16 protein-coding genes are annotated in these 21,739 nt (G+C 33.2%); 11 read left to right on the top strand and 5 right to left on the bottom strand.

The annotated features are described in order from the left end of the window. The first annotated feature begins 80 nt into the window (after nucleotides 1–80). Nucleotides 81–2,309 (top strand): catalase/peroxidase HPI, encoded by a 2,229-nt coding sequence (gene katG / locus C1S72_RS01770; protein ID WP_104733961.1) that lies wholly within the window; start codon nucleotides 81–83, stop codon nucleotides 2,307–2,309. Between the two features lie 67 nt (nucleotides 2,310–2,376). Here katG and C1S72_RS01765 read toward each other — a convergent pair whose 3' ends face one another. Both C1S72_RS01765 and nhaC read right to left on the bottom strand, forming a co-directional pair. After that, nucleotides 2,377–3,015: a peroxiredoxin gene (locus C1S72_RS01765; RefSeq protein WP_104733960.1), complete on the bottom strand. Its 639-nt coding sequence runs from the start codon at nucleotides 3,013–3,015 to the stop codon at nucleotides 2,377–2,379. 107 nt (nucleotides 3,016–3,122) lie between these two features. Further along, nucleotides 3,123–4,616, bottom strand: a complete 1,494-nt coding sequence (nhaC, locus tag C1S72_RS01760; protein WP_104733959.1) for a Na+/H+ antiporter NhaC — start codon at nucleotides 4,614–4,616, stop codon at nucleotides 3,123–3,125. A 190-nt stretch (nucleotides 4,617–4,806) separates the two neighbouring features. Between nhaC and C1S72_RS01755 the strand changes: the two genes are divergently transcribed. The 3 genes from C1S72_RS01755 to C1S72_RS01745 all read left to right on the top strand — a co-directional run bounded on the left by C1S72_RS01755 (nucleotide 4,807) and on the right by C1S72_RS01745 (nucleotide 10,363). Next, a complete protein-coding gene (locus tag C1S72_RS01755) occupies nucleotides 4,807–6,366 on the top strand; it encodes a LuxR C-terminal-related transcriptional regulator (protein ID WP_104733958.1) in 1,560 nt (519 codons plus the stop codon). A 252-nt stretch (nucleotides 6,367–6,618) separates the two neighbouring features. Beyond that, nucleotides 6,619–9,291, top strand: a complete 2,673-nt coding sequence (locus C1S72_RS01750; RefSeq protein WP_162919899.1) for an autotransporter outer membrane beta-barrel domain-containing protein — start codon at nucleotides 6,619–6,621, stop codon at nucleotides 9,289–9,291. 46 nt (nucleotides 9,292–9,337) lie between these two features. Continuing rightward, on the top strand, nucleotides 9,338–10,363 hold the full coding sequence (locus C1S72_RS01745) for a metal-dependent hydrolase (RefSeq protein WP_104733956.1): 1,026 nt from the start codon (nucleotides 9,338–9,340) through the stop codon (nucleotides 10,361–10,363). Between the two features lie 36 nt (nucleotides 10,364–10,399). On the opposite strand, the gene C1S72_RS01740 is transcribed toward C1S72_RS01745, so the two are convergent. Continuing rightward, nucleotides 10,400–11,626: an aminotransferase class I/II-fold pyridoxal phosphate-dependent enzyme gene (locus C1S72_RS01740; RefSeq protein ID WP_104733955.1), complete on the bottom strand. Its 1,227-nt coding sequence runs from the start codon at nucleotides 11,624–11,626 to the stop codon at nucleotides 10,400–10,402. A 164-nt stretch (nucleotides 11,627–11,790) separates the two neighbouring features. Between C1S72_RS01740 and C1S72_RS01735 the strand changes: the two genes are divergently transcribed. From C1S72_RS01735 to C1S72_RS01715, 5 genes are all read left to right on the top strand, one after another. After that, on the top strand, nucleotides 11,791–12,252 hold the full coding sequence (locus C1S72_RS01735; RefSeq protein ID WP_104733954.1) for an Lrp/AsnC family transcriptional regulator: 462 nt from the start codon (nucleotides 11,791–11,793) through the stop codon (nucleotides 12,250–12,252). Further along, nucleotides 12,253–12,879: a CPBP family intramembrane glutamic endopeptidase gene (locus C1S72_RS01730; RefSeq protein ID WP_104733953.1), complete on the top strand. Its 627-nt coding sequence runs from the start codon at nucleotides 12,253–12,255 to the stop codon at nucleotides 12,877–12,879. Nucleotides 12,880–12,962: 83 nt separating this feature from the next. Continuing rightward, nucleotides 12,963–14,567, top strand: coding sequence for a S41 family peptidase (locus C1S72_RS01725; RefSeq protein ID WP_104733952.1), 1,605 nt, complete (start codon nucleotides 12,963–12,965; stop codon nucleotides 14,565–14,567). A gap of 172 nt (nucleotides 14,568–14,739) precedes the next feature. After that, nucleotides 14,740–16,140, top strand: coding sequence for a dihydrolipoyl dehydrogenase (gene lpdA, locus C1S72_RS01720; RefSeq protein ID WP_104733951.1), 1,401 nt, complete (start codon nucleotides 14,740–14,742; stop codon nucleotides 16,138–16,140). Nucleotides 16,141–16,357: 217 nt separating this feature from the next. Further along, a complete protein-coding gene (locus C1S72_RS01715; RefSeq protein ID WP_104733950.1) occupies nucleotides 16,358–17,605 on the top strand; it encodes an acyltransferase family protein in 1,248 nt (415 codons plus the stop codon). 165 nt (nucleotides 17,606–17,770) lie between these two features. Here the strand turns inward: C1S72_RS01715 and C1S72_RS01710 are convergent, their stop codons facing one another. Continuing rightward, the gene (locus C1S72_RS01710; protein WP_205527076.1) at nucleotides 17,771–18,487 is read right to left on the bottom strand and encodes a LytR/AlgR family response regulator transcription factor; all 717 of its coding nucleotides are present in this window, start codon (nucleotides 18,485–18,487) and stop codon (nucleotides 17,771–17,773) included. Continuing rightward, nucleotides 18,488–19,396: a sensor histidine kinase gene (locus C1S72_RS01705; RefSeq protein ID WP_230401560.1), complete on the bottom strand. Its 909-nt coding sequence runs from the start codon at nucleotides 19,394–19,396 to the stop codon at nucleotides 18,488–18,490. Nucleotides 19,397–19,735: 339 nt separating this feature from the next. On the opposite strand from C1S72_RS01705, the gene C1S72_RS01700 reads away from it, so the two are divergent. Then, nucleotides 19,736–20,143: a MotA/TolQ/ExbB proton channel family protein gene (locus C1S72_RS01700; RefSeq protein WP_104733948.1), complete on the top strand. Its 408-nt coding sequence runs from the start codon at nucleotides 19,736–19,738 to the stop codon at nucleotides 20,141–20,143. 23 nt (nucleotides 20,144–20,166) lie between these two features. Then, entirely contained in the window at nucleotides 20,167–21,399 is a 1,233-nt protein-coding gene (locus tag C1S72_RS01695; protein ID WP_104733947.1) for an alpha/beta hydrolase-fold protein, read from the top strand. The last annotated feature ends 340 nt before the right edge of the window (nucleotides 21,400–21,739 follow it).

Raw genomic sequence — 21,739 nt, 5'->3', positions numbered from 1 at the left:
TTAAATATAGGTACAATCAATTTTGATGATGGTGTTTAAAATGGTAATTTTAAAAAAAATAATTTAAAGTAAATAACAACATGGAAAGTAACAATAATCAAAACGGCAATGTTTGGGATATCAATGAGTCTAGTGCTGGTAAGTGTCCTTTTGCTAGTGGTACACAAAAAAAGGGTGCTGGTGGAGGTACACGAAATAGAGATTGGTGGCCCAATGAATTGAAATTAAATATTCTACGTCAAAATGATGCTAGGTCAAACCCATTAGGTGCTGAATTTAATTATGCTGAAGCATTCAATAGTATAAATTATGATGAACTTAAACAAGATGTAATAGATTTAATGACAGATTCACAGGACTGGTGGCCAGCTGATTATGGACACTATGGCCCTTTTATGATTCGTATGGCGTGGCACAGTGCAGGAACCTATAGGGTAGGTGATGGAAGAGGAGGAGCTGCTTCTGGATCTCAACGTTTTGCACCTTTAAATAGTTGGCCTGATAATGGGAATTTGGATAAAGCTAGATTATTATTATGGCCTGTAAAAAAGAAATATGGAAACAAAATATCTTGGGCAGATTTAATGATTTTAGCAGGTAATTGTGCCATAGAATCTATGGGGTTAAAAACGTTTGGTTTTGCTGGCGGACGTGAAGATGTCTGGCAACCTGAAGAAGATATATATTGGGGTTCTGAAAATCAGTGGCTTGGAAATGACGAACGTTATGATACTAGTGATGGTGATTTGGAAGGTCATTTAGGAGCTGTTCATATGGGATTGATTTACGTTAATCCAGAAGGTCCAAATGGAAACCCTGACCCTTTAAAATCGGCACATGATATAAAAATAACATTTGGTCGAATGGCAATGAATGATGAAGAAACTGTTGCTTTAGTTGCTGGTGGTCATACCTTTGGTAAAGCACATGGAGCTGCTGATCCTGATAAATATGTTGGTGTTGAACCTCATGGTGCGACTATTGAAGAAATGAGTACAGGTTGGAAGAATACTTTTGGAACTGGTGTGTTGGATGACACTATTACGAGTGGTCTTGAAGGCGCCTGGACACCAAATCCTATTCAGTGGGATCATGATTATTTTGACGTGCTCTTAAATTATGATTGGGAATTAACCAAAAGTCCAGCTGGAGCACATCAATGGACACCAACGGCAGAATCAAACGCTAGAATGGCTCCCAAAGCAGGTGATCCAAATGGTAAGCAAGCATTAATGATGTCAACGGCTGATATGGCTCTTAAAATGGATCCAACGTATTTAGAAATATCAAAACGCTTTCATAAAGATCACAAGGCTTTTGAAGATGCTTTTGCTCGTGCTTGGTACAAATTAACTCATAGGGATATGGGACCTATTGATCGATATTTAGGGCCAGAAGTTCCTAAAGAAGAATTATTATGGCAGGACCCAATTCCAAAAGTTGATTACAAACTAAATGATTCAGATATAGCGACCTTAAAACGTTTGATTGCATCTTCTGAATTGACAGTTTCTCAACTCGTAAGAACTGCATGGGCTTCGGCATCAACTTACAGAGGCTCGGATATGAGAGGTGGTGCCAATGGTGGACGAATTCGTTTGGAGCCAATGCGAAATTGGGAAGTTAATAACCCAGCTGAACTGAAACAAGTACTTCAGGTTTATGAAAATATTCAAGATGCGTTTGATGGCTCTGTATCTATAGCAGACTTAATTGTGTTAGGTGGGAATTTAGGTGTTGAACAAGCAGCAAAAAATGCTGGATTTGAGGTCACTGTGCCTTTTGAGCAAGGTAGAGGTGATGCTTCTCAAGAACAAACAGATTTAGAATCATTTGGTTATTTAGAGCCGCTAGCAGATGGATTTAGAAATTATATGCGATCGGATTTGAAAGTTGCAGCAGAAGATTTACTTGTTGATAGAGCCAATTTGCTTACACTTTCCATCCCTGAAATGACTGTGCTTGTTGGTGGTTTACGTGTTTTAGGAGCTAATTATGACGGTTCTAAACATGGTGTTTTTACAAATACCGTTGGCAGTTTGACTAATGATTTTTTTACAAACCTATTAGATTTTTCAATCACTTGGAAGGCTGTAAATTCTGAAGAAAAAGAATTTATTGGTCGCGACCGTAAGACTGGTGCTATGAAATTTTCTGGAACTAGAGCCGATTTGATTTTTGGATCAAACACGGAACTAAGAGCAGTTTGTGAAGTTTATGGTTCTAGTGATGGGCAAGAAAAATTCGTTAAGGATTTTATAGCTGCATGGACCAAAGTGATGAATTTAGATCGCTTTGATTTAAAATAGAAAGTAGAGTAATAAAAAAGTCTGCTCTGTTGAGCAGACTTTTTTATTTATTGAACTAATCAATAATTTAGTTAACATGCTTTTCTAAAAATTCAGCAACACCTTCGTGAGTGGCATTCATACCTTCTTTACCTTTGTTCCAGTTTGCAGGACAAACCTCACCATTTTCTTCTACGAATTGTAGAGCATCAACCATACGTAACGCTTCATCAACATTTCTACCTAATGGTAGATCGTTAACAATTTGATGACGTACAATACCTTCTTTGTCAATTAGGAATAAACCTCTGTAAGCGATTAATTCACCATCAGCTTGTAACATATCATTTTCATCATAATAATAGTCACCAGCTAAAACATCATAGTTTTTAGAAATAGTTTTATTGGTATCTGCTACTAAAGGATATTTTACACCTTTAATACCTCCATTATTTTTATCTAATTGTAACCAACCCCAATGTGATTGTTCAGTGTCTGTAGAAACACCAATTACGGCAGTATTTTTAGATTCAAATTCTGCTAATTTTTCTTGAAAAGCATGTAGTTCAGTTGGGCATACAAACGTAAAATCTTTTGGGTAAAAGAATAATACGACGTGCTTTTTTCCAATGAATTGTTCTAATGAAAAATCTGAAACAAATTCGCCACCATTGACCACTGCTTGTGCATTAAATTGAGGTGCTTTTTTTCCTACTAATACAGCCATTTTTTAATTTACTTTTTTGTGTTAAAAATTAATTTTCAGCTGCAAAGATACATATTACTCATACCTTGACAATGCATTAATATTTTAAAAATTTATAAAGCGATAGTTTATGCCAATTTACCTCTTAACTGCTTTATTTTAATATTGAAAGCGGCAAATAACAAAGTCATAAACGGGCTTAACCAGTTGAATATAGCGAAGAAGAAATAATCGATAACTGGAACGCCAAGAACACCGCTTTGATATGCTCCACAAGTATTCCAAGGCACAAGTACTGAAGTTACTGTTCCTGAATCTTCTAATGTTCTACTTAAATTTTCTGGTGCTAGACCTTTTTCTTCATAAGCTTTCTTAAACATTTTTCCAGGAACTACAATTGCTAGATATTGATCTGAAGCTGTTACGTTTAAAGCTAAACAGCTGGCAACAGTACTAGCAAATAAACCAAAGGTAGATGATGCTAAACTTAATAAAGCAGCGCTAATTCGTGATAGCGCACCAATAGCATCCATAACACCGCCAAAAACCATAGCGCAAATGATAAGCCAGATAGTGGTTAACATTCCATACATGCCTTTGCCAGATGCCGAAAATAACTCTTGTAGAGTTTCATTTTCTGTAATAATTGTAGTTTTTACTGTAATAGCATTCATTATGCCTTTGTAAGCTGATGTTAAAGTTAATGAGTCAGCTCCAGTGATTTGGGCAACAATGTTGGGCTGGAATACTAATGCGAAAATCCCACCTAAAAGTGTTCCTACAAGAAGCGCAATTAACGGTGGTGTTTTTTTTATAATTAATATAATAACTGCTACTGGAGCTAAAAACAGCCAACCATTAATGTTAAAAGTGTTGTTAATATCATTAAGTAATAAAGATGTGTCGGTAACACCAGATGAATCTTGCATAAACCCTAAAAAGATAAAAACTATAAGTGTAATTGTGATTGTAGGAACTGTTGTAAGTGCCATATATTTTATATGGTCAAACAATTCTGCTCCAGCCATAGCAGGAGCTAAATTTGTGGTATCACTTAACGGAGACATTTTATCCCCAAAATAAGCCCCAGACAATACGGCTCCTGCTGTCATTCCTAAAGAAACTCCAAGAGCTTCTCCAATACCAATTAGCGCTATACCAACCGTTGCAGAAGTCGTCCAAGAGCTACCAGTAGCTATTGATATTATAGCACATATTATAACACAAGCTGCTAAAAATATTGTTGGATTTAAGATTTGCAAACCATAATATATCATTGCGGGAATTATACCACTTATTAGCCATGTTCCTGCCAAGGCGCCTACCATCAAAAGTATTAATATGGCACCAGTCGTCGATTTAACATTTTCGGCAACTTCATCAAGCATTTGGTTAAATGTAACTTTATTATAAAACCCAACAATTGCAGCTACTGCTGCTCCCAATAGTAATATAAATTGATTACTGCCGCTCAAAGCATCATCACCATAGATCAATACGTTAAAGGCAAGCATCCCAACCAATGCCAAAACAGGAATTAATGCTTCCCATATATTCAATTCTTTGTTTGTTACAATATTTTCATCTTGCGGTTTTCTGGGTTTGATATCTTGACTTTCCATTAATTAATGCTGTTAGTTTGGTTTTTTGATTTGTAATGTTACAATTTTATAACAATCTATGCAAAAATGACAGAAGAGGTTTTTTTTTGAATATTCTTTTAAACTTATTATTTAAACCTTTTTCAATTCTCTGAAAGAATTAAATCATTTTGGTATATTTAAACATTGAGAGTTAAAACCATAATTAACAATGATTTATAAGCTAAAAATTTCAAACAATAGTATCAAGTTATTTATTGCTTTAATTTTTCCAGCTTTCATGTATTGTCAGACAAACGAGCGCAAAGTAAGTGATGCCATAGAACAGTTTATGACTACAGAAAACCCTAGAGAGGGTATTCAAGATTTACTGAAACATCAAGTCGTTGTCGAGCAAGTAAATGACTCGTTAAAAGGGCATTTTTATTTGAATTTGGGTATTGCCTATGGTCAAATTAACCATGCTGATTCATCTTTTTATTATCTTGACAAATCTGAAAAAATAGCCAATCAAATTCCATCTAATTTTTTATTGGCAATGATCAATAATACTCGTGGATTGGTTTACATGGGTAAGGCAGAATATGAATCTTCTTTATCTGCTTATCAAGAAGTGATGAGACTAGCTGAAGGGAAAAATGATAAGCGACTTAATGATGTGTTGAGTAAAACCTATGGTAATTTAGGTGGTGTTTACTATCAGTTAGGACAAATGGACAAAGCGTTGGAAAATACTAAAAAATGCTTAACACTCTCTCAAACTATAAATGACACAACCGATATTGCACTCAATCACTTACGGCTTGCAATGGTTTATAATGATATGAACCAATTGGATAATGGTATAGAACACCTAAATAAAGCCCGGACTTTTTTCAAGAATCTAAATAATACAACCATGTTGGTTTATGCTGAAAGTAATTTGGGTAAGGTGTTTAAGAAAAAACAAAATTTAGATAGTGCTTTTGTTCATTATCAAGAAGCTCACAAATATGCCAAAACTCTCGGTGAACAAGAAGAATACATTACTACATTACTCGCTATGTCTAGCGTGAAACTTGAACAGGATATGCTTAATAGGTCTACAGATTATGCCCAAAAAGCCCTGTTTGTTGCCAAAAAAAATGGTTTTTCAAATAGTGAACAGCAAGCCTATGATTTATTATATCAAATAGCTTTGAAAAAAGGAAAACCAAATGAAGCATTAAACTTTAGAAACGCTTATATTAAGTTAGCTGATTCATTAAGCAGTGTTGAAGTGAAAGCACGAGTTGCTGCTCTTGAAACTCAATATGAAACGGCAAAAAAAGAAAAAGAAATACAAAAATTAACTTTTGAAAGTCAGTTGAATAAAGCCTATTTGGAAAAGGCTAGAAATAAACAATTAATAATTGCCGTTAGCGGTTTTGCAGTTATTTTAATAATTATCATATTTTTCGTTTCGAAGCATAAAAAAGAAAAAGCAGAGCGTATTGCACAGTCATTACAGGTAGAGGCTCTTCAAAAGCGATTTATAGAATTGCATAGTAGTCCAGCTGAATTATCGGTTGATTTAAAAATGCAAGAATTGAACCAAAAACTGGAAACACCTTTAACAGACAGAGAGTTTGAAGCACTTAAACTTTGTATAGCAGGGAAAACAAATTCAGAGATTGCAGGTGAATTATTTGTGTCGGTGAGTACTATTAAATTTCATTTAAGAAATGCCTACAGCAAGTTAGGTGTTAACAATAGAAAAGAAGCATTCAAGTATATGCTTAAATCCATATAATTAATCTACTCAAGTGGAGTATGTTTTTTATGAATTTCCGGTCTAATCTACTTATCAATTATTTAAAAACAAACAAGCTTAATCATTAGTTAGTAGGGAATGAAATTTTTATAATATTCCATTGACTACTGTTTTAAATACCTTGAAATCAATTAGTTGACATTTGTATTTTTAAAACTAACCCATAGGGTTAGGTATGGTTATATAATAAAAGTGCAATTTTGAGCATGGTCATTATATAAACCAACTAAAATGAAATTCAAAGTCCTATTTCTATTCTGTTATTACTGTTTTACTATCAATATTGTGGCTCAAGTTGGAATAGGGACGACTAATCCAGATGCTTCATCAATTTTAGATATTACGGCTTCAGACAAAGGAGTACTTGTTCCCAGAGTTAATTTAACCGATGTTACAAATACAACAGCGCCAGTTGCTTCACCTGCAACCGGTTTGTTAGTTTGGAATACAAACGCTGGTACCACAGGCGGAAATGGTGTTGGGTTTTACTTCTTTAACGGAACGCAATGGACGCCTATTCAACAAAGTCAAGGAGACGACCATGATTTCTATGAAGAGGGTACCACAACAGCACCAGATGATATTAATGATGACCTATTTACAATGGGCCATTTAGCCATTGGTAAAAATACAGCAGACTATCCGTTAGAAATATTGAGTGGTACATCTGAATTCGGAGCTTTTCTCACTTTAGAAGGAACTGATGATATTGGTAGAAGTGGTTATTATTCTATCATCTCTAATACAGGAAATGGTAGACATTATGGTTTTCGGACTGGTTTAATTGGAAATGGGACGAATGATCATGGTGGACTTTATGCACAATTAGCAGGATCTGGAAATGGTGGTCAAACAGGAGTTTACACCGCAATTACTAATACTGGAAGTGGTAATCATTATGGTGTTGATAATCTAATTAGTGGTTCAGGTTCTGGAGAGCAATATGGCGTAAGAAATAGAGTGACTAATAATGGAAATGATTTTCATTATGGTACTTATAATTCTCTTTCAGGATCAGGAAATGGCAGGCAGTACGGAATTTATAATCTAATTAATAATTCAGGATCTGAAAATCATTATGGTTCATATAATTTTCTATCTGGTATTGGATCGGGAATTCAATATGGAACTATTAATTTTATTGATAATACGGGCAGTGGTTTGCATTACGGAAATTGGACAAGACTACAAGGTGCTGGTACTGGAGAGCAATATGGCAACTATGTAAACATCATAAATACTGGCAATGCTATACATTACGGAGGGTATGTTGATTTAGAAGGAGTTGGTTCTGGAATTCATTATGGATTATACAATACTTTAGGCGGCTCTGGGACAGGAAGACAATATGGTGTTTACAATGAAATAGATAATAGTGGTAATGCCAATCATTTTGGATCTTACAGTGCCTTGACCGGAACAGGATCGGGCTCACACTTTGGGAACTGGGTACGATTAGAAGGTGCTGGTACTGGGAATCAAATAGGTGCATATAATTATATAAATAATACTGGTAATGGTGATCATTATGGCTCTTATAATGTCTTGTCAGGTACGGGAAGTGGTCCGCATTATGGAGATTGGACTCGATTACAAGGCACAGGTACAGGATTTCAAATAGGTGATTATATTTATATTGATAATTCAGGAAATAGTAATCATTGGGGGGAATTTATTGTTTTAAATGGAAGTGGCTCTGGAGTTCACTACGGCTCTGTGATCTCCCTATCAGGAACAGGTACTGGAGATCAAACAGGTTTTAGAGCAAACATTTCTAATTCAGGTAATGGTGATCATATAAGCTTGGATAATAATTTTTCTGGAACAGGAAATGGACCTCAATATGGTGTGAAAAATTATTTTTTTAATAATGGTGCTTCAAACCCTCAATATGGTTTATTTAATGAGATTTATAGTCAAGGTGATGGATCTCATTATGGGATGTATTCAACTATTTCAAATAATGGTAATGGTAATAAATATGGCGTTTACTCTCAAATAAGTGGTAGTGGAAGTGGTACTAAATACGGGTCTTTCAATACTATTGCAAATTCAGCAGGCGGTACGCACTATGGTGTTTATTCCAATGTGTTAAAAGCAGGAAGTTATGCAGGTTACTTTTTAGGAAATGTATCAATTGGAACCACAACAGGAAACAATTATATTTTACCTGCTGCAAGAGGTACAAACGGACAAATCATGCAAACAGATGGTATTGGAAATGTAAGCTGGGTTAACAACCCATCCGTTTCATATTGGTCACGAACAGGGAATACTTTAGATGTTGCTACTGCTGCTGACGATATTAGTTTTACAAGTGATCAAACCAGTATTATATTTCCAAACACCAATGGTACACCAAGCTCTATGATGTATATGTTTCAAGGTGCTGGAAATGTAGATAGAATGGTGTTGTCGCATTCACCAGCTTTTCCTGCCTGGGGATTGGAGTATGAGGATGCTACAGATAGTTTCATCTTTAAATCTTCTACTCAAGAGCGCGTAGAGATAGATCTTGCTGGAGGTTATCCTTTACGAGTTTATGGAACGGCTCGAGCTGTCAATTTCGAATCGGATACGACTACCTATCCAGATTATGTTTTTGAATCCTACTTTAAAGGATATTCTGAACTGAATGCTGATTATACGTTTAAAACTCTAGCTGAAGTTGAAACTTTTATAAAAGAAAATGGTCATTTGCCAAATGTTAAATCATATCAAGAAGTTAAAGATAATGGAATGACCATAGATGTTGGAGAGATGACAGTAACAAACCTAGAAAAAATTGAAGAAGCCTATTTGTACATCATAGAATTAAAAAAAGAAAATGATTTGCTAAAAGAAAAATTAGAAAAGCAACAGCATCAGATTGATGAAATCAAACGGTTCTTGAATAAAGATTAAGGATTTTTATCTTAATTAATCCTTTTGTTGGTATGTTTGTATCCATATGGATTCACTCACTCAAATTGTATTGGGAGCTGCATGTGGCGAAGCAGCACTTGGTAAAAAAATTGGCAACAAGGCCTTGCTTTTTGGTGCTATTGGTGGTACTATTCCTGATTTAGATGTTTTCGTTGGAAGTTGGCTTTATGGAAATGAAATAGATGCTATGCTGTTTCATAGAGGCTTTATGCATTCTATTTTGTTTTCAATTATGGGAGCTTTTCTGTTTGGTTTGCTATTCTTTAAAATGTATGATTCAGGAAAAAGAAAATATACCACTAACGTAAAAGATTGGATATGGCTCTTTTTTCTATCATTGTTTACGCATCCAATTTTAGATGCCTTTACACCATATGGTACACAATTATTCGCACCTTTTAGTAATTACCGAGTTGCATTTAATAATATAGCAGTAGTTGACCCTATTTATACAGTACCGTTTTTACTTTGTTTAATCGTTATGATGTTTTTTAAACGAAACAATTCTTCTAGAAAACTATGGCTACAACTCGGACTTGGTATTAGTTCGGCTTACATGCTTTTTACATTAGGGAACAAAATATATATTGATTCTGTTTTTCAGACGTCATTAAAAGAAGAAAATATCAGCTATCAGAGATATTTTACACAACCAACCATATTTAATAATATACTCTGGTATGGTGTATTAGAATCAGAAACAACTTATCGTGTTGGTTATTATTCATTGTTAGATGAAGGTGATCGCTTTTCTGATTGGTTTGAAATTCCTAAAGTAAGAGATATAACTTCAGAAGATTTTAAACGACTCAATAAACTGGCCTGGTTTAGTAATGATTACTTTAGTATTTATAGAATTGGCGACAATAGGTATCAATATAATGATTTACGGTATCCGTTATCAGATAAGAACAATCCAAATTCATCAGTATTTAGTTTTATACTTTTTGACGATGATGGTGCTTTGAATATGAAGCCTTTTGTGAGAGATGATGAAAATGTATCTCAAGCTGTAAAGGAGTTATGGGAAAGAATGAAAGGAAAAAAATAGCGCCTAATAATTAAATAAAGCGCTACTTCAATTCTTTTATGCTAATTCTGTTTGTTTTCTTTTATCTAAAATTGATAGTTCTTCCATACAACTTCGCATCACGTTATAAGTTCTTTCAATATCAGCATCTAAACCAATTGAAAAACGAATCAAACCATCACTTAATCCCATTTCCTTTTGCTCATCTTCAGGTATTTCAGAGGAGGTAGAACTTCCTGGAGCCGAAAATAAAGTTTTGTAAAAACCAAGGCTTACAGCTAAATAACCAAGATTTTTATGTTGCATCATTTCCATTAGTGCATTGGCCTTATCAATAGATCCTACGTCAATAGTCAGCATACCGCCAAAACCATATTTGTCATTCATCATACTTTTAAATAATTCATGCGATGGATGAGATGCTAATCCAGGATAAACCGTTTTCAAGCCATCAGCTTCAAATTTGCTGGCTAAATAGCTCGCATTGTGACTATGCTGTTGCATTCTAATATGTAAAGTTCGCAAGTTCTTTAAAACCGAAGCAGAACGTAAACTGTCCATTGTAGAACCTAATAACATACAAGCACCATCGTTCACATTTCTTAAGTCGTTTATAAATTCTTGAGTTCCACAAACTACACCAGCAACAGTGTCACTGCTACCATTAATGAATTTTGTTAAACTATGTATTACCACATCAGCTCCTAATTTAGCCGGTGAAATAGATAATGGCGAGAACGTATTGTCAACAACCAATTTGAGATTGTGTTTTTTAGCCAGTTTTGCTAATCCTGCTATATCTGCAACTTCTAGCAAAGGGTTACTTACAGATTCGCAATAAAGAATTTTAGTATTTGGTTTAATTGCAGCTTCTACAACATCTAATTTTGTAATATCTACAAAACTAGTTTCTATATTAAATCGAGGTGTGAAATTTTTAAGAAAGGCATAAGTTCCACCATAAATTGTTCTGCTTGAAACAACATGGTCACCAGCGTCACAAAGTTGCATAATAACTGGTGTAATGGCTCCCATTCCTGAAGCCGTTACATTAGCTGTTTCGGTACCTTCCATAGCAGCAAGTGCTTCACCTAAATACAAATTGGAAGGTGAGGAGTGACGTGAATATAAATAGCAACCATCAGCATTGCCTTCAAAGGTGTCAAACATCGTTTTTGCTGATAAAAACGTATAGGTTGATGAATCGGAAATGGATGGATTAACACCTCCAAATTCTCCAAAATATTGTAAATCTTGTATGTTGTTTGCTGGTTTGAATGCCATAATGATAATGTTTTAGTTTATAATGTTGTAAAAATCCGAATAATTAGATTAATTATCAATACATGTGTAATTAATTAGATAAAAAAACTATATACCTCATGAATAGGCTAATTATTGTAATTAAAATGTCTTAAATTTGTAATTCAAGCGAAAATTTTTCATTCATGTTATTTGATACTATTGATCTGCAGCTTTTGAGTTATTTACAAGCAGACTCCAAACAAACCAATAAAGAATTATCTAATAAGCTGAACCTATCAGTTACCGCTGTTTACGAGCGTATTAGAAAGCTCGAACGTGAAGGTGTTATTGATCGATATGTGGCTTTGTTGAATAAGGAAAAAGTTGACAAAAATTTTGTAGCATTCTGCCATATAAAATTAGTCCAACATTCTCAAGATTATGTTGTAAAATTTGAACGCGAAGTAACCAATTTGGACGAGGTTTTGGAATGTTATCATGTAAGCGGTGATTATGATTATTTATTGAAAGTGATGGTATCAGACATGGAGGATTTCAGAGAATTTATGGTTAATAAGTTAACATCAATTAGTCATATTGGTAGTACGCACAGTATGTTCGTTATCAATGAAGTTAAACACACCACAGCTATAAACGTATCTTAAATGCAGTCATTAAATTACAGATTAGCAGAGTTTTTTACTTTGTTTATTGTTTTTCCAATATCCTTGGTGCTTGATTACTATATTGCAATTAAAATAATATTGGGTGTAATCGGTTTTGTTTACATTGTAATTGTACTTCTTAAAATAGAAAAGCTTCATTTTGGCATACGTTCCAATTTAAATTGGAGTAAATTTTTAAAAGAAACAGCTGTTAAATTTTTAATAATTACAACACTCACAGTACCTTATGTGTTTTTGGTTGATAGAGAAAACCTCTTTGCAGTTGTAATAAACAAACCACTTTTATGGCTGGGTATTTTAATTGTTTACACGTTGTTTTCAGTATATCCACAAGAATTAATTTATCGGACTTTTTTCTTCAAGCGTTATCAAGTGCTTTTCAAATCTGAAGCCATATTAATTTTTATCAATGCTATAGTTTTTTCATTGGCGCATATCTTTTTTAGAAACACACTAGTTTTAGTATTAACTTTTATTGGTGGTATTCTTTTTGCAATCACCTACAAAACATCAAAATCTACATTTTTAGTGAGTATTGAACATGCTATTTATGGCTGTTGGCTATTTACGGTTGGGATGGGTGATATGTTAGGCTTTCCAGCGTAATTTATTAAACTTTTAAGATGTTGCATTTTAATATTTCATAAAATTAGAGTTTATTCGTATTCTAAATTTTCTGGACTAAACCTATGCGGTACACCTTTGTAATATTTTTAGTATTGTTATTTGCTTCTTGTAAGTCAGTTGATAAATATAATCAGCAAGTAACTAGTTTGCACAGTATTGAATCATTAAAAGCTGATGTTGATGCTGTATATAAGCAGTTGCAAAAACATCATCCGCATCTCTATCAATACACTTCAAAGGAGGTTTTAGATTTTAAATTTGACAGTTTAAAGACTACCATAATGAAACCAATAACGAGTCAAGAGTTTTATGAAAAAATTGCTCCTGTAATTAAGGAAGTACGACAAGGTCATATATCAGTAGTGCCACCAAAAGAAAAATTCACCAAGAAAGAACGCAAAGCATTACAAAAAAAGGAATTCGAGTTTTATAAGTTAGATTTTGAATATTTAGATAATACACTCTGGGTTGAAGGCGCAAGAAAAGATTCTACATTAATTGGAAGTCAAGTTTTAAAAATTGGCAACGAGGACCCAAATGATTTAATTAAAAAATATAAAACGCAAATTGCTTCTGATGGTTATAATACCACGCTTTATGATAGAGCTATGAGTAAAGGATTTACTAGGATGTATTACAGAGACAAAGGGTTTCTGGATAGTTTACCAATGACCTTTAAACTCAAAGATTCAGTATTTACCAAAGTATTACGATTGGTTGACAAAAACAAAAAGACAGATTCCATCAATAAGCCAAAAGACACTACGGTTGCTGCTGAACTTTCTAAAGCAGAAAAACGCGTCAAAAAGTTAGCAGCAAAGGAAAAGCGCCGACAAAATAAAAAATTAGGCTATATACCATCAAGGAAGGAATACACAAGAAACTTTAGTTTCTTGGATTCGGATAATGAGGTCGCTTACATGAAAATACGCAGCTTTACCAATGGAAAATTCAAAACGTATTATGATGAAAGTTTTGAGAAGCTCGATTCTTTAAAAACGCCATATTTAGTAATTGATTTAAGAGATAATGGAGGAGGGCGTATTTCGGAGATAGCCTATTTATATGCCTATTTAGCTCAAGATGATTTTCAGTTTATCAATGAAAGCGAGGTTAATAGTCGTGTGCCATTTATGGCTTTTGCTATGGCAAATGGCAGTCCGTTTGGGTTAAAGGTTGTTTCAGTTTTATTATCTCCTCTAATAGTCACGCATAACCTATTAAAAACTAAAAAAGTTGATGATAAAATCTATTATAAATTTAAGTATAGCAAGTTAAAGGAGCCTAAAGAAAACAACTATCAAGGAAAGGTTTATGTGCTAATTAATGGAAACTCTTTTTCAGCGTCATCTATTTTATCAACTAATTTACAAGCTACAAATCGTGCTGTTTTTGTAGGTGAAGAAACGGGAGGGGCTTACAACGGTACCGTTGCGGGTATTTATAAGTACTACACCTTGCCAAATAGTTTAATAAAAGTACGTATTGGATTAATGCATATTGATGCGCCTTACAAAACAAAACCTGATGGTTATGGTGTAAGGCCAGATGTGTTTATTGTTCCTACACAACAGGATAGGATAAATGACGTGGATCCTGAATTGGATTGGATTTTAATGGACATTGAAAAAGATAAGAGTTATTCAGGAAGCGGAAAAGCTCATTAATTAAGTATTAAAATTAACCTTATCTTCACGTGTAATTCTTATGGTCTTCCCATAAAACATTTGTATTTTTGTACTCGCAAAAAAGGGTTTACATTTTTTGTAAACACCATTGTAAATTGTCATTCCTGTAAAAACAGGAACGTTTTTTAATCAACTTGATAACTATTTTTATATGAATTCATATGATGTAGCCATTATTGGCTCGGGACCTGGAGGATATGTTGCGGCTATTCGTTGTGCGCAATTAGGCATGAAAACAGCTTTAATTGAGAAATATGCCACGTTAGGCGGAACCTGTCTAAATGTAGGTTGTATTCCAAGTAAAGCACTTTTAGATTCTTCGCACCATTACGAAGATGCCGTCAAGCATTTTGAAGAGCATGGTATTGATATTCCTGGTGAAGTTAAGGTGAATTTAAAGCAAATGATTGCACGTAAGCAGTCAGTTGTAGATCAAACTACTGGCGGAATTGATTTTTTGATGAAGAAAAACAAGATTGATGTCTATCAAGGAATGGGTTCGTTTAAAGACGCTACGCATATCTTGATAAAAGGCGAAAAAGATGAAGAAATTGAAGCCAAAAACATCATTATAGCAACTGGAAGTAAACCTTCAAATTTGCCATTCATAAATCTTGATAAAGAGCGTATTATAACTTCAACAGAAGCTTTAAAACTTAAAGAAATTCCAAAGCATTTAATCGTTATTGGTGGTGGTGTTATTGGTTTAGAATTAGGTCAGGTTTACAGACGTTTAGGTGCTGAAGTGACTGTGGTTGAATATATGGATCGTATCATTCCAACCATGGATTCTGGTTTATCAAAAGAATTGAATAAAGTTTTTAAGAAAACCAAATTCACCATGAATGTTTCTCACAAAGTAAAATCGGTTGAGCGAAAAGGTGATGAAGTTATCGTTAAAGCTGATAACAAGAAAGGTGAAGAAGTTGAAATAAAAGGCGATTACTGTTTAGTATCTGTTGGGCGTCGTCCTTATACTGATGGACTGAACGCTGAAGCAGCAGGTGTGAAGCTAAATGATAGAGGTCAGGTTGAAGTTAATGAGCATTTACAAACATCAGCAAGTAATATTTACGCCATTGGCGATGTGATAAAAGGTGCCATGCTAGCGCATAAAGCTGAAGAAGAAGGTGTTTTTGTAGCTGAAACTATAGCAGGACAAAAACCACATATTGATTATAACTTAATTCCAGGTGTTGTTTACACATGGCCAGAAGTTGCTGCTGTTGGTAAAACAGAAGAAGAATTAAAAGAGGCTGGTGTGGATTATAAAGTTGGTCAATTTCCAATGCGTGCTTTAGGTAGAAGTAGAGCCAGCATGGATTTAGATGGTTTTGTAAAGATATTGGCAGATAAATCTACCGATGAAATTTTAGGTGTTCACATGATTGGTGCGCGTGCTGCCGATATGATTGCCGAAGCTGTTGTAGCTATGGAATACAGAGCCTCTGCAGAAGATGTTTCCAGAATGTCTCATGCGCACCCAACATTTACAGAAGCTATTAAGGAAGCCGCTTTAGCTGCTACTGAAGATAGAGCATTGCATATTTAACAAAAGCATTTTCACACTGAGCTTGTCGAAGTGTCTCAAAATATTGAAAAGCGAACCAAATGGTTCGCTTTTTTTGTTTATAACTATTTTTAATTCTTAAAAGCATGTTGTTGATTATAAATTTTGAAAAAGCTAACTTCGCTTATCATAGGATATAAAACATTAAAACGATTTCATATCAAGTCGTTAGGCGTAAAATAACCAACCACTAACCAAGATGAGCAAATCCAATCTATTCAATCGCCCTAAACAAAACTTTAAAGTAATTGATGGTATTCGCGCAGTAGCGATTCTATGGGTAATTGTATTTCACTCGTGGTTATTTCAACTTAACTTGTATTTAGAAACTAGTCAAGAAGTTGTTAAGAACAAATTTTTGGTCTGGATTTCAAGAGGAGATTTAGGAGTAGATTTATTCTTTGTTATAAGTGGTTTTTTAATCGGTTCTATTCTATTTAAAGAATTTAAAAAGAACGAGAAACTTAATTTTAAAAAGTTTTACATAAGACGTTTTTTTAGATTGATTCCAGTTTACATATTTGCCATGATAATTGGTATATATTTCCTAAAGGGAACTGTTCTTGATACTTGGCACTTATCTTGGGCCAACTTATTATATATAAATAATTACATTACTGGCTCTTATATGCCATGGACTTGGTCTTTAGCTATTGAGGAGCAATTCTATATAATTATTCCTTTTTTAATTGCTTTTATTTTTCCACTATTCAAAAGAAAAACTTTATTTTTTGTAGTTCTAGCTATAATACCAATTGCATTAAAATATCATAATTCTGTAATTGTTCATGATTTTAAAATCCCTTTTGAAGGCGTATTTATAGATGATGCTCATTTAACTTGGTTCTGGGATTATTACGTTTATACGCATTTAAGATATGGAGGTTTACTTTCTGGTGTTATTGCTGCATATCTGTATGTATTTAAAAGTGAAAATTTAAAAAATTATTTTTTTAAGTACATAAAACTTAATAACACATTAATCGTTATTTCCTTTAAAGTATTAATTATAATATCTAGCATTACTTTAGGTCAATGGACTATTGCTGAAAATTCAATTTTTGAAAGTTTACCTCCTGCTTTTGGAAGTTGGTATGAAATACTACACCGTGAACTGTTTTGTTATATTATAGCTTATTTAATTCTTGCTTCTTTATTCTTTAAAGGTTTTGCAATTAGACCATTCAAGTCATTTTTATCTTTAAAGTTTTTCTATCCAATTGCTCAAGTTTCCTATTCTGCTTATTTGTTTCATGAAATGTTTATGTTTTGGTACTTCCCAAAATCAGCAGCATATTTTAAAGAAACGACGTTGTCAGATTCTACCATAATTACAGTAAATGGAATTGTTTCGTTAATTGTAATTTTGCTAGTAGCTGCTCTCATGTATTTAATTATAGAGCAACCTTTTCAAAGATTAAGAAATAAAATTACGCTGAATACTTAACAATATAATTCTACACCTAACAACGTATATAAAAAATAGCGGTTTAATCGCTTAATCGAAACAAAATGAATAAATTAATAGTCAGTTATAATCCGAAAAGTTAGTGAGCAGAAATCCGCTACTTTTCATATACAAGACCGATAAGCGAATTCCATATTTTCCATCTTAATACTTCTCCAACAACTCTAAAACCTCTTTTTTATAACTTCTACTAATCGTTAGAGCATGTCCATTAATTACAATATGCTCATTAGTAAATGAGGTAATATTGGCAATAGAAACAATATACGAACGGTGAATGCGTAAAAAATCTTTTGCTGGTAATTTGGCTTCAATTGCCGTTATGGTTTCTCGTGTCACTATGGTTTCATTTGGTAAGTGTATTTTAATATAATCGCTGTAACTTTCAATGTAAATTATTGAATCAAAATCAACTTTAATCATGCGCCTATCCGCACGAACAAACATAAATGGGTTTGCTTCTGGTTGTGGTAAAACAGATTGGTTTGAAGTAGCATAGATATCAAAATAGGTATTCACGGCTTTTAGTAAGCGATCAAAAGAAATGGGTTTTAATAAATAATCTACAGCTTGAAGCTCAAAACCTTCCACAGCATAATCACGGTAAGCTGTTGTGAAAATGATATTTATATCCTTATTGATAGATTTCGCAAAGGAAATTCCACTAATTTCTGGCATATTAATATCTAAAAAAACAAGGTTGATGTCATGCGTACTAATAATATTAAAGGCTTCCATAGCATGACTACAACTAGCTACAACAGTAATAGCATCAATTTTAGAAAGATGTGTGGCAATAACTTCGCGAGCGATAGCTTCGTCATCAACAATAAGACAATTAATGTTTGTTTTTACTGACAATTATTCGGTTTTTAAAATAAGTTTGACATGAAATAACGAATTATCTTGTGAAATGTCAAGTTGGTAATTAGTATGATACAATATATCTAAACGCTTTTTAATGTTTTGTAGTCCAATTCCATTTTCTAAATCAGAAGCTTCACTCAAACTACTATTAGTAATGTTGAACTCAATGGTATCATCATGAGTTGTTAGTGTAATATCTAATGTTAGAACACCTTCAACGAGGCTTCCGTGTTTAAAGCTATTTTCAACAAAAGGCAGTAGGAGCATAGGTGCAATTTTTGTTGTTTCGCTTATTGAGTGATATTTAAAACTAGTATTAAGCGTGTTATTAAAACGCATTTTTTCTAACTCAATATAATCTTCTATATGGTTTATTTCATCGGTTAATAATACAAAAGGTTTGTTGATCTGATAGAGTAAATAATCTAAAAGGTTTGAAAGCTTTAAAATCATTTCAGGTGTTTCGTCGGCTTTTTTTAGAGCAAAACCATATAGCGTATTCAAGGTATTAAATAAGAAATGCGGATGTATTTGCATTTTTAAATAGTTAAGCTCTTGTTCTTTAAGCTTTAGTTGGGTTTCTAGGATTTTAGTCTCTAACTGTTTTGTTTTTTCTGTGTTTTTTAGATTCAATTTTAGCAATTTAAAAGCGCTAACAATAATAACTACCAGATAAACACCAGTTCCTACAAACAGCATGTTTCTGGTAAGCGGATTCATATCCTTGTATTCAAAATTAGCGAGATATATCAAACTAAAGAAAATAGAAACCATTATCAGGTATCCCGAAATAATAAGTGTGTACAAACTATAGACACCAAAACTCAAATACCGTTTCTTAATTAAGTAATCTGGAATAAGTTTATAAATAGAGACATAGGTGGTAGCTATTGTAATAGGCATTAAGAAGAGTGAAAATTGTAGTGTATCATTAAAATTTTTACTGTTTGCTCCAAAAAAATAGGTAAAAAATACCAGTACAGCACACCAAAATATAGCATGTAAAAATGCTCGAGTAATAAATTTCAAGATAACTTTCTGGGTTGTCACGCAAAATATTTTGAATACAATAATACGATGTTTTTAATATGATACTATAAATTGTAGATGAATAACGGATTTTAGTCTTGTTTCGACAGAAAGGTTAATACAAGAACTAATTTGGTTGTTCATCGCATTTAATAATGTAAACACGTTAACTTGTATAAATTTGACCCATACTCTAATTTAAAAACATCAACTATGAATTTTTACGTTTTGTTTCCTAAAGTTGCGATTCTCTTAAATCCTTTTATTGATAGATTTAATGAAGGTGGTCCGTTAATGATGTCGTTAATAACCATTTGCTTAATCTTATCTATTGTATTTTTAATCAAAGGATTTTTAAGTGCTAAAACGAATATCCATCAATCAAAAAAAATGTTAGCACTAGCTATAGACAGTAGTTTACTGGGTTTAGTTATTGGTTTTTTTGCTTCTGTAATAGGATTAATTACGGCCTTTGATTCTGTTGAAGCTATGGGTGATCCTGACCCATCTATTTTTGCAGGTGGATTAAAAGTATCTTTACTAACGGCAGTATATGGCTTGTTAACCTTTGTTATTGCTCGAGTAGGTATTCTAATCTTAAGAGGCTTACAAAAAGACTAATCTACAAAATCAAATAAATCAAAATGCGAACAGTTTTTTATGTAATTATTGGCCTTGTTTTACAACAAACTATCTGCGCCCAGTCGGACTATTTGTATCAAATAGGAAAAAAAGATAGTGTCTATTCTAATATCCTTAATGAATCTAGAGATATTTATGTTCAACTGCCATATAGTTATAATGCAAATTCAAATGAAAAGTACCCTGTTATTTATATTTTAGATGGCGATGTACTACTGCCAACAGTTGTTAATATTCACGATTTTTATAGTGGCGGTTTTATGCCAGAAATGATTATCGTAGGTATTTCTAATGCTGTAAACAGAACTAGAGATTTAACGACTTCAAAAATCACATCAAGACGCGGAATGCCTTATAATGAAGAACATGGTGAGGCAAAACATTTCTTATCTTTTATAAAAACCGAACTCATTCCGTACATAGAGGGCAAATACCCAGTTACCAATTACAGAACATTAATTGGGCACTCTTATGCTGGATTATTTGCTATATATACTATGCTAAATCAGCCAGATTTATTTGTAAATTATATAAGTATCGATCCTAGTTTAGATTGGGATGATCAAAAAATTATGAAACAAGCTAAATCAGACTTTCTGGATAAGAATTTCAATGGAAAAGGCTTATTTATGTCTTTAGGCGGACAATTGCACATGCAAGATTCTGGCATAACTATAGACAACGTCATGCAAGATTCTTCTGAATATACTTTGTTTGCACGTTCAAATATTGAATTAGCCCAATTTATTGATAAAAACGAATCAATCGGACTTAATTACGAATGGCAATTCTATTCTAACGATTTACATGGAACTATTCCGCAACCTTCAATTAAAGATGGTTTGATATCACTTTTTCAGTGGTACCAAATGGAAAATACAGATGCTATTAATAACCCAGAAACATCAGTTAGTGAATTGGTAAGAATTATTGAAAATCGAGAAGCGAAATTAAAAGCTCATTTTGGTTATTCAGTAGCACCATATCCTGAAAATCTTTTAAATATGTCTGGTTATATGAATATGGAAATGGGGCAACCCGATAAATCTAAAATGTACTTCGAAAAAGCTATACAGTATTATCCTGAAAGTGCTAATGTATATGACTCTATGGCAGATTATTATGAATCGATAAAAGACTATTCAAGTGCATTGAAAAATGTCAATATAGCCTTTGAAATAAGTAATAGTGATTATCATAAAGAACGAATAGAAAAATTGAAAAAGTTACTATAAGGTAACATGCTTTAATGCTCAAAAAGCAACCCAATGTGGTTGCTTTTTTATTTTTAATAGTCTGATTATGATGTTAATGGAATTGTTTAAATCTTTTTTATTTAGGCGCTTTTAAATTTTGGTGTCTAATAAAATTTAAAGATATTAGACACTGATTAATAGTGCAGCTGCGAATAATCAAGTTGACATTCAGAGCGAACTTATGTATGGTAATAAGTTATTGTTAGGAAGGTTTTGAAGACAAACGAGGTTATTTGCGAATCCCTTGCCGCTAGGCGAGGGATTTTTTCTTTCTTAAGCAGTTATTTAAGTCTTTTTTTTAAGCCGTATCTTTACACTT

This window comes from Hanstruepera ponticola (assembly GCF_002940745.1).
Taxonomy (GTDB): domain Bacteria; phylum Bacteroidota; class Bacteroidia; order Flavobacteriales; family Flavobacteriaceae; genus Hanstruepera; species Hanstruepera ponticola.
The sequence above is the reverse complement of the archived record's forward strand: the minus strand, read 5'-3'. Positions and strand labels throughout refer to the sequence as shown.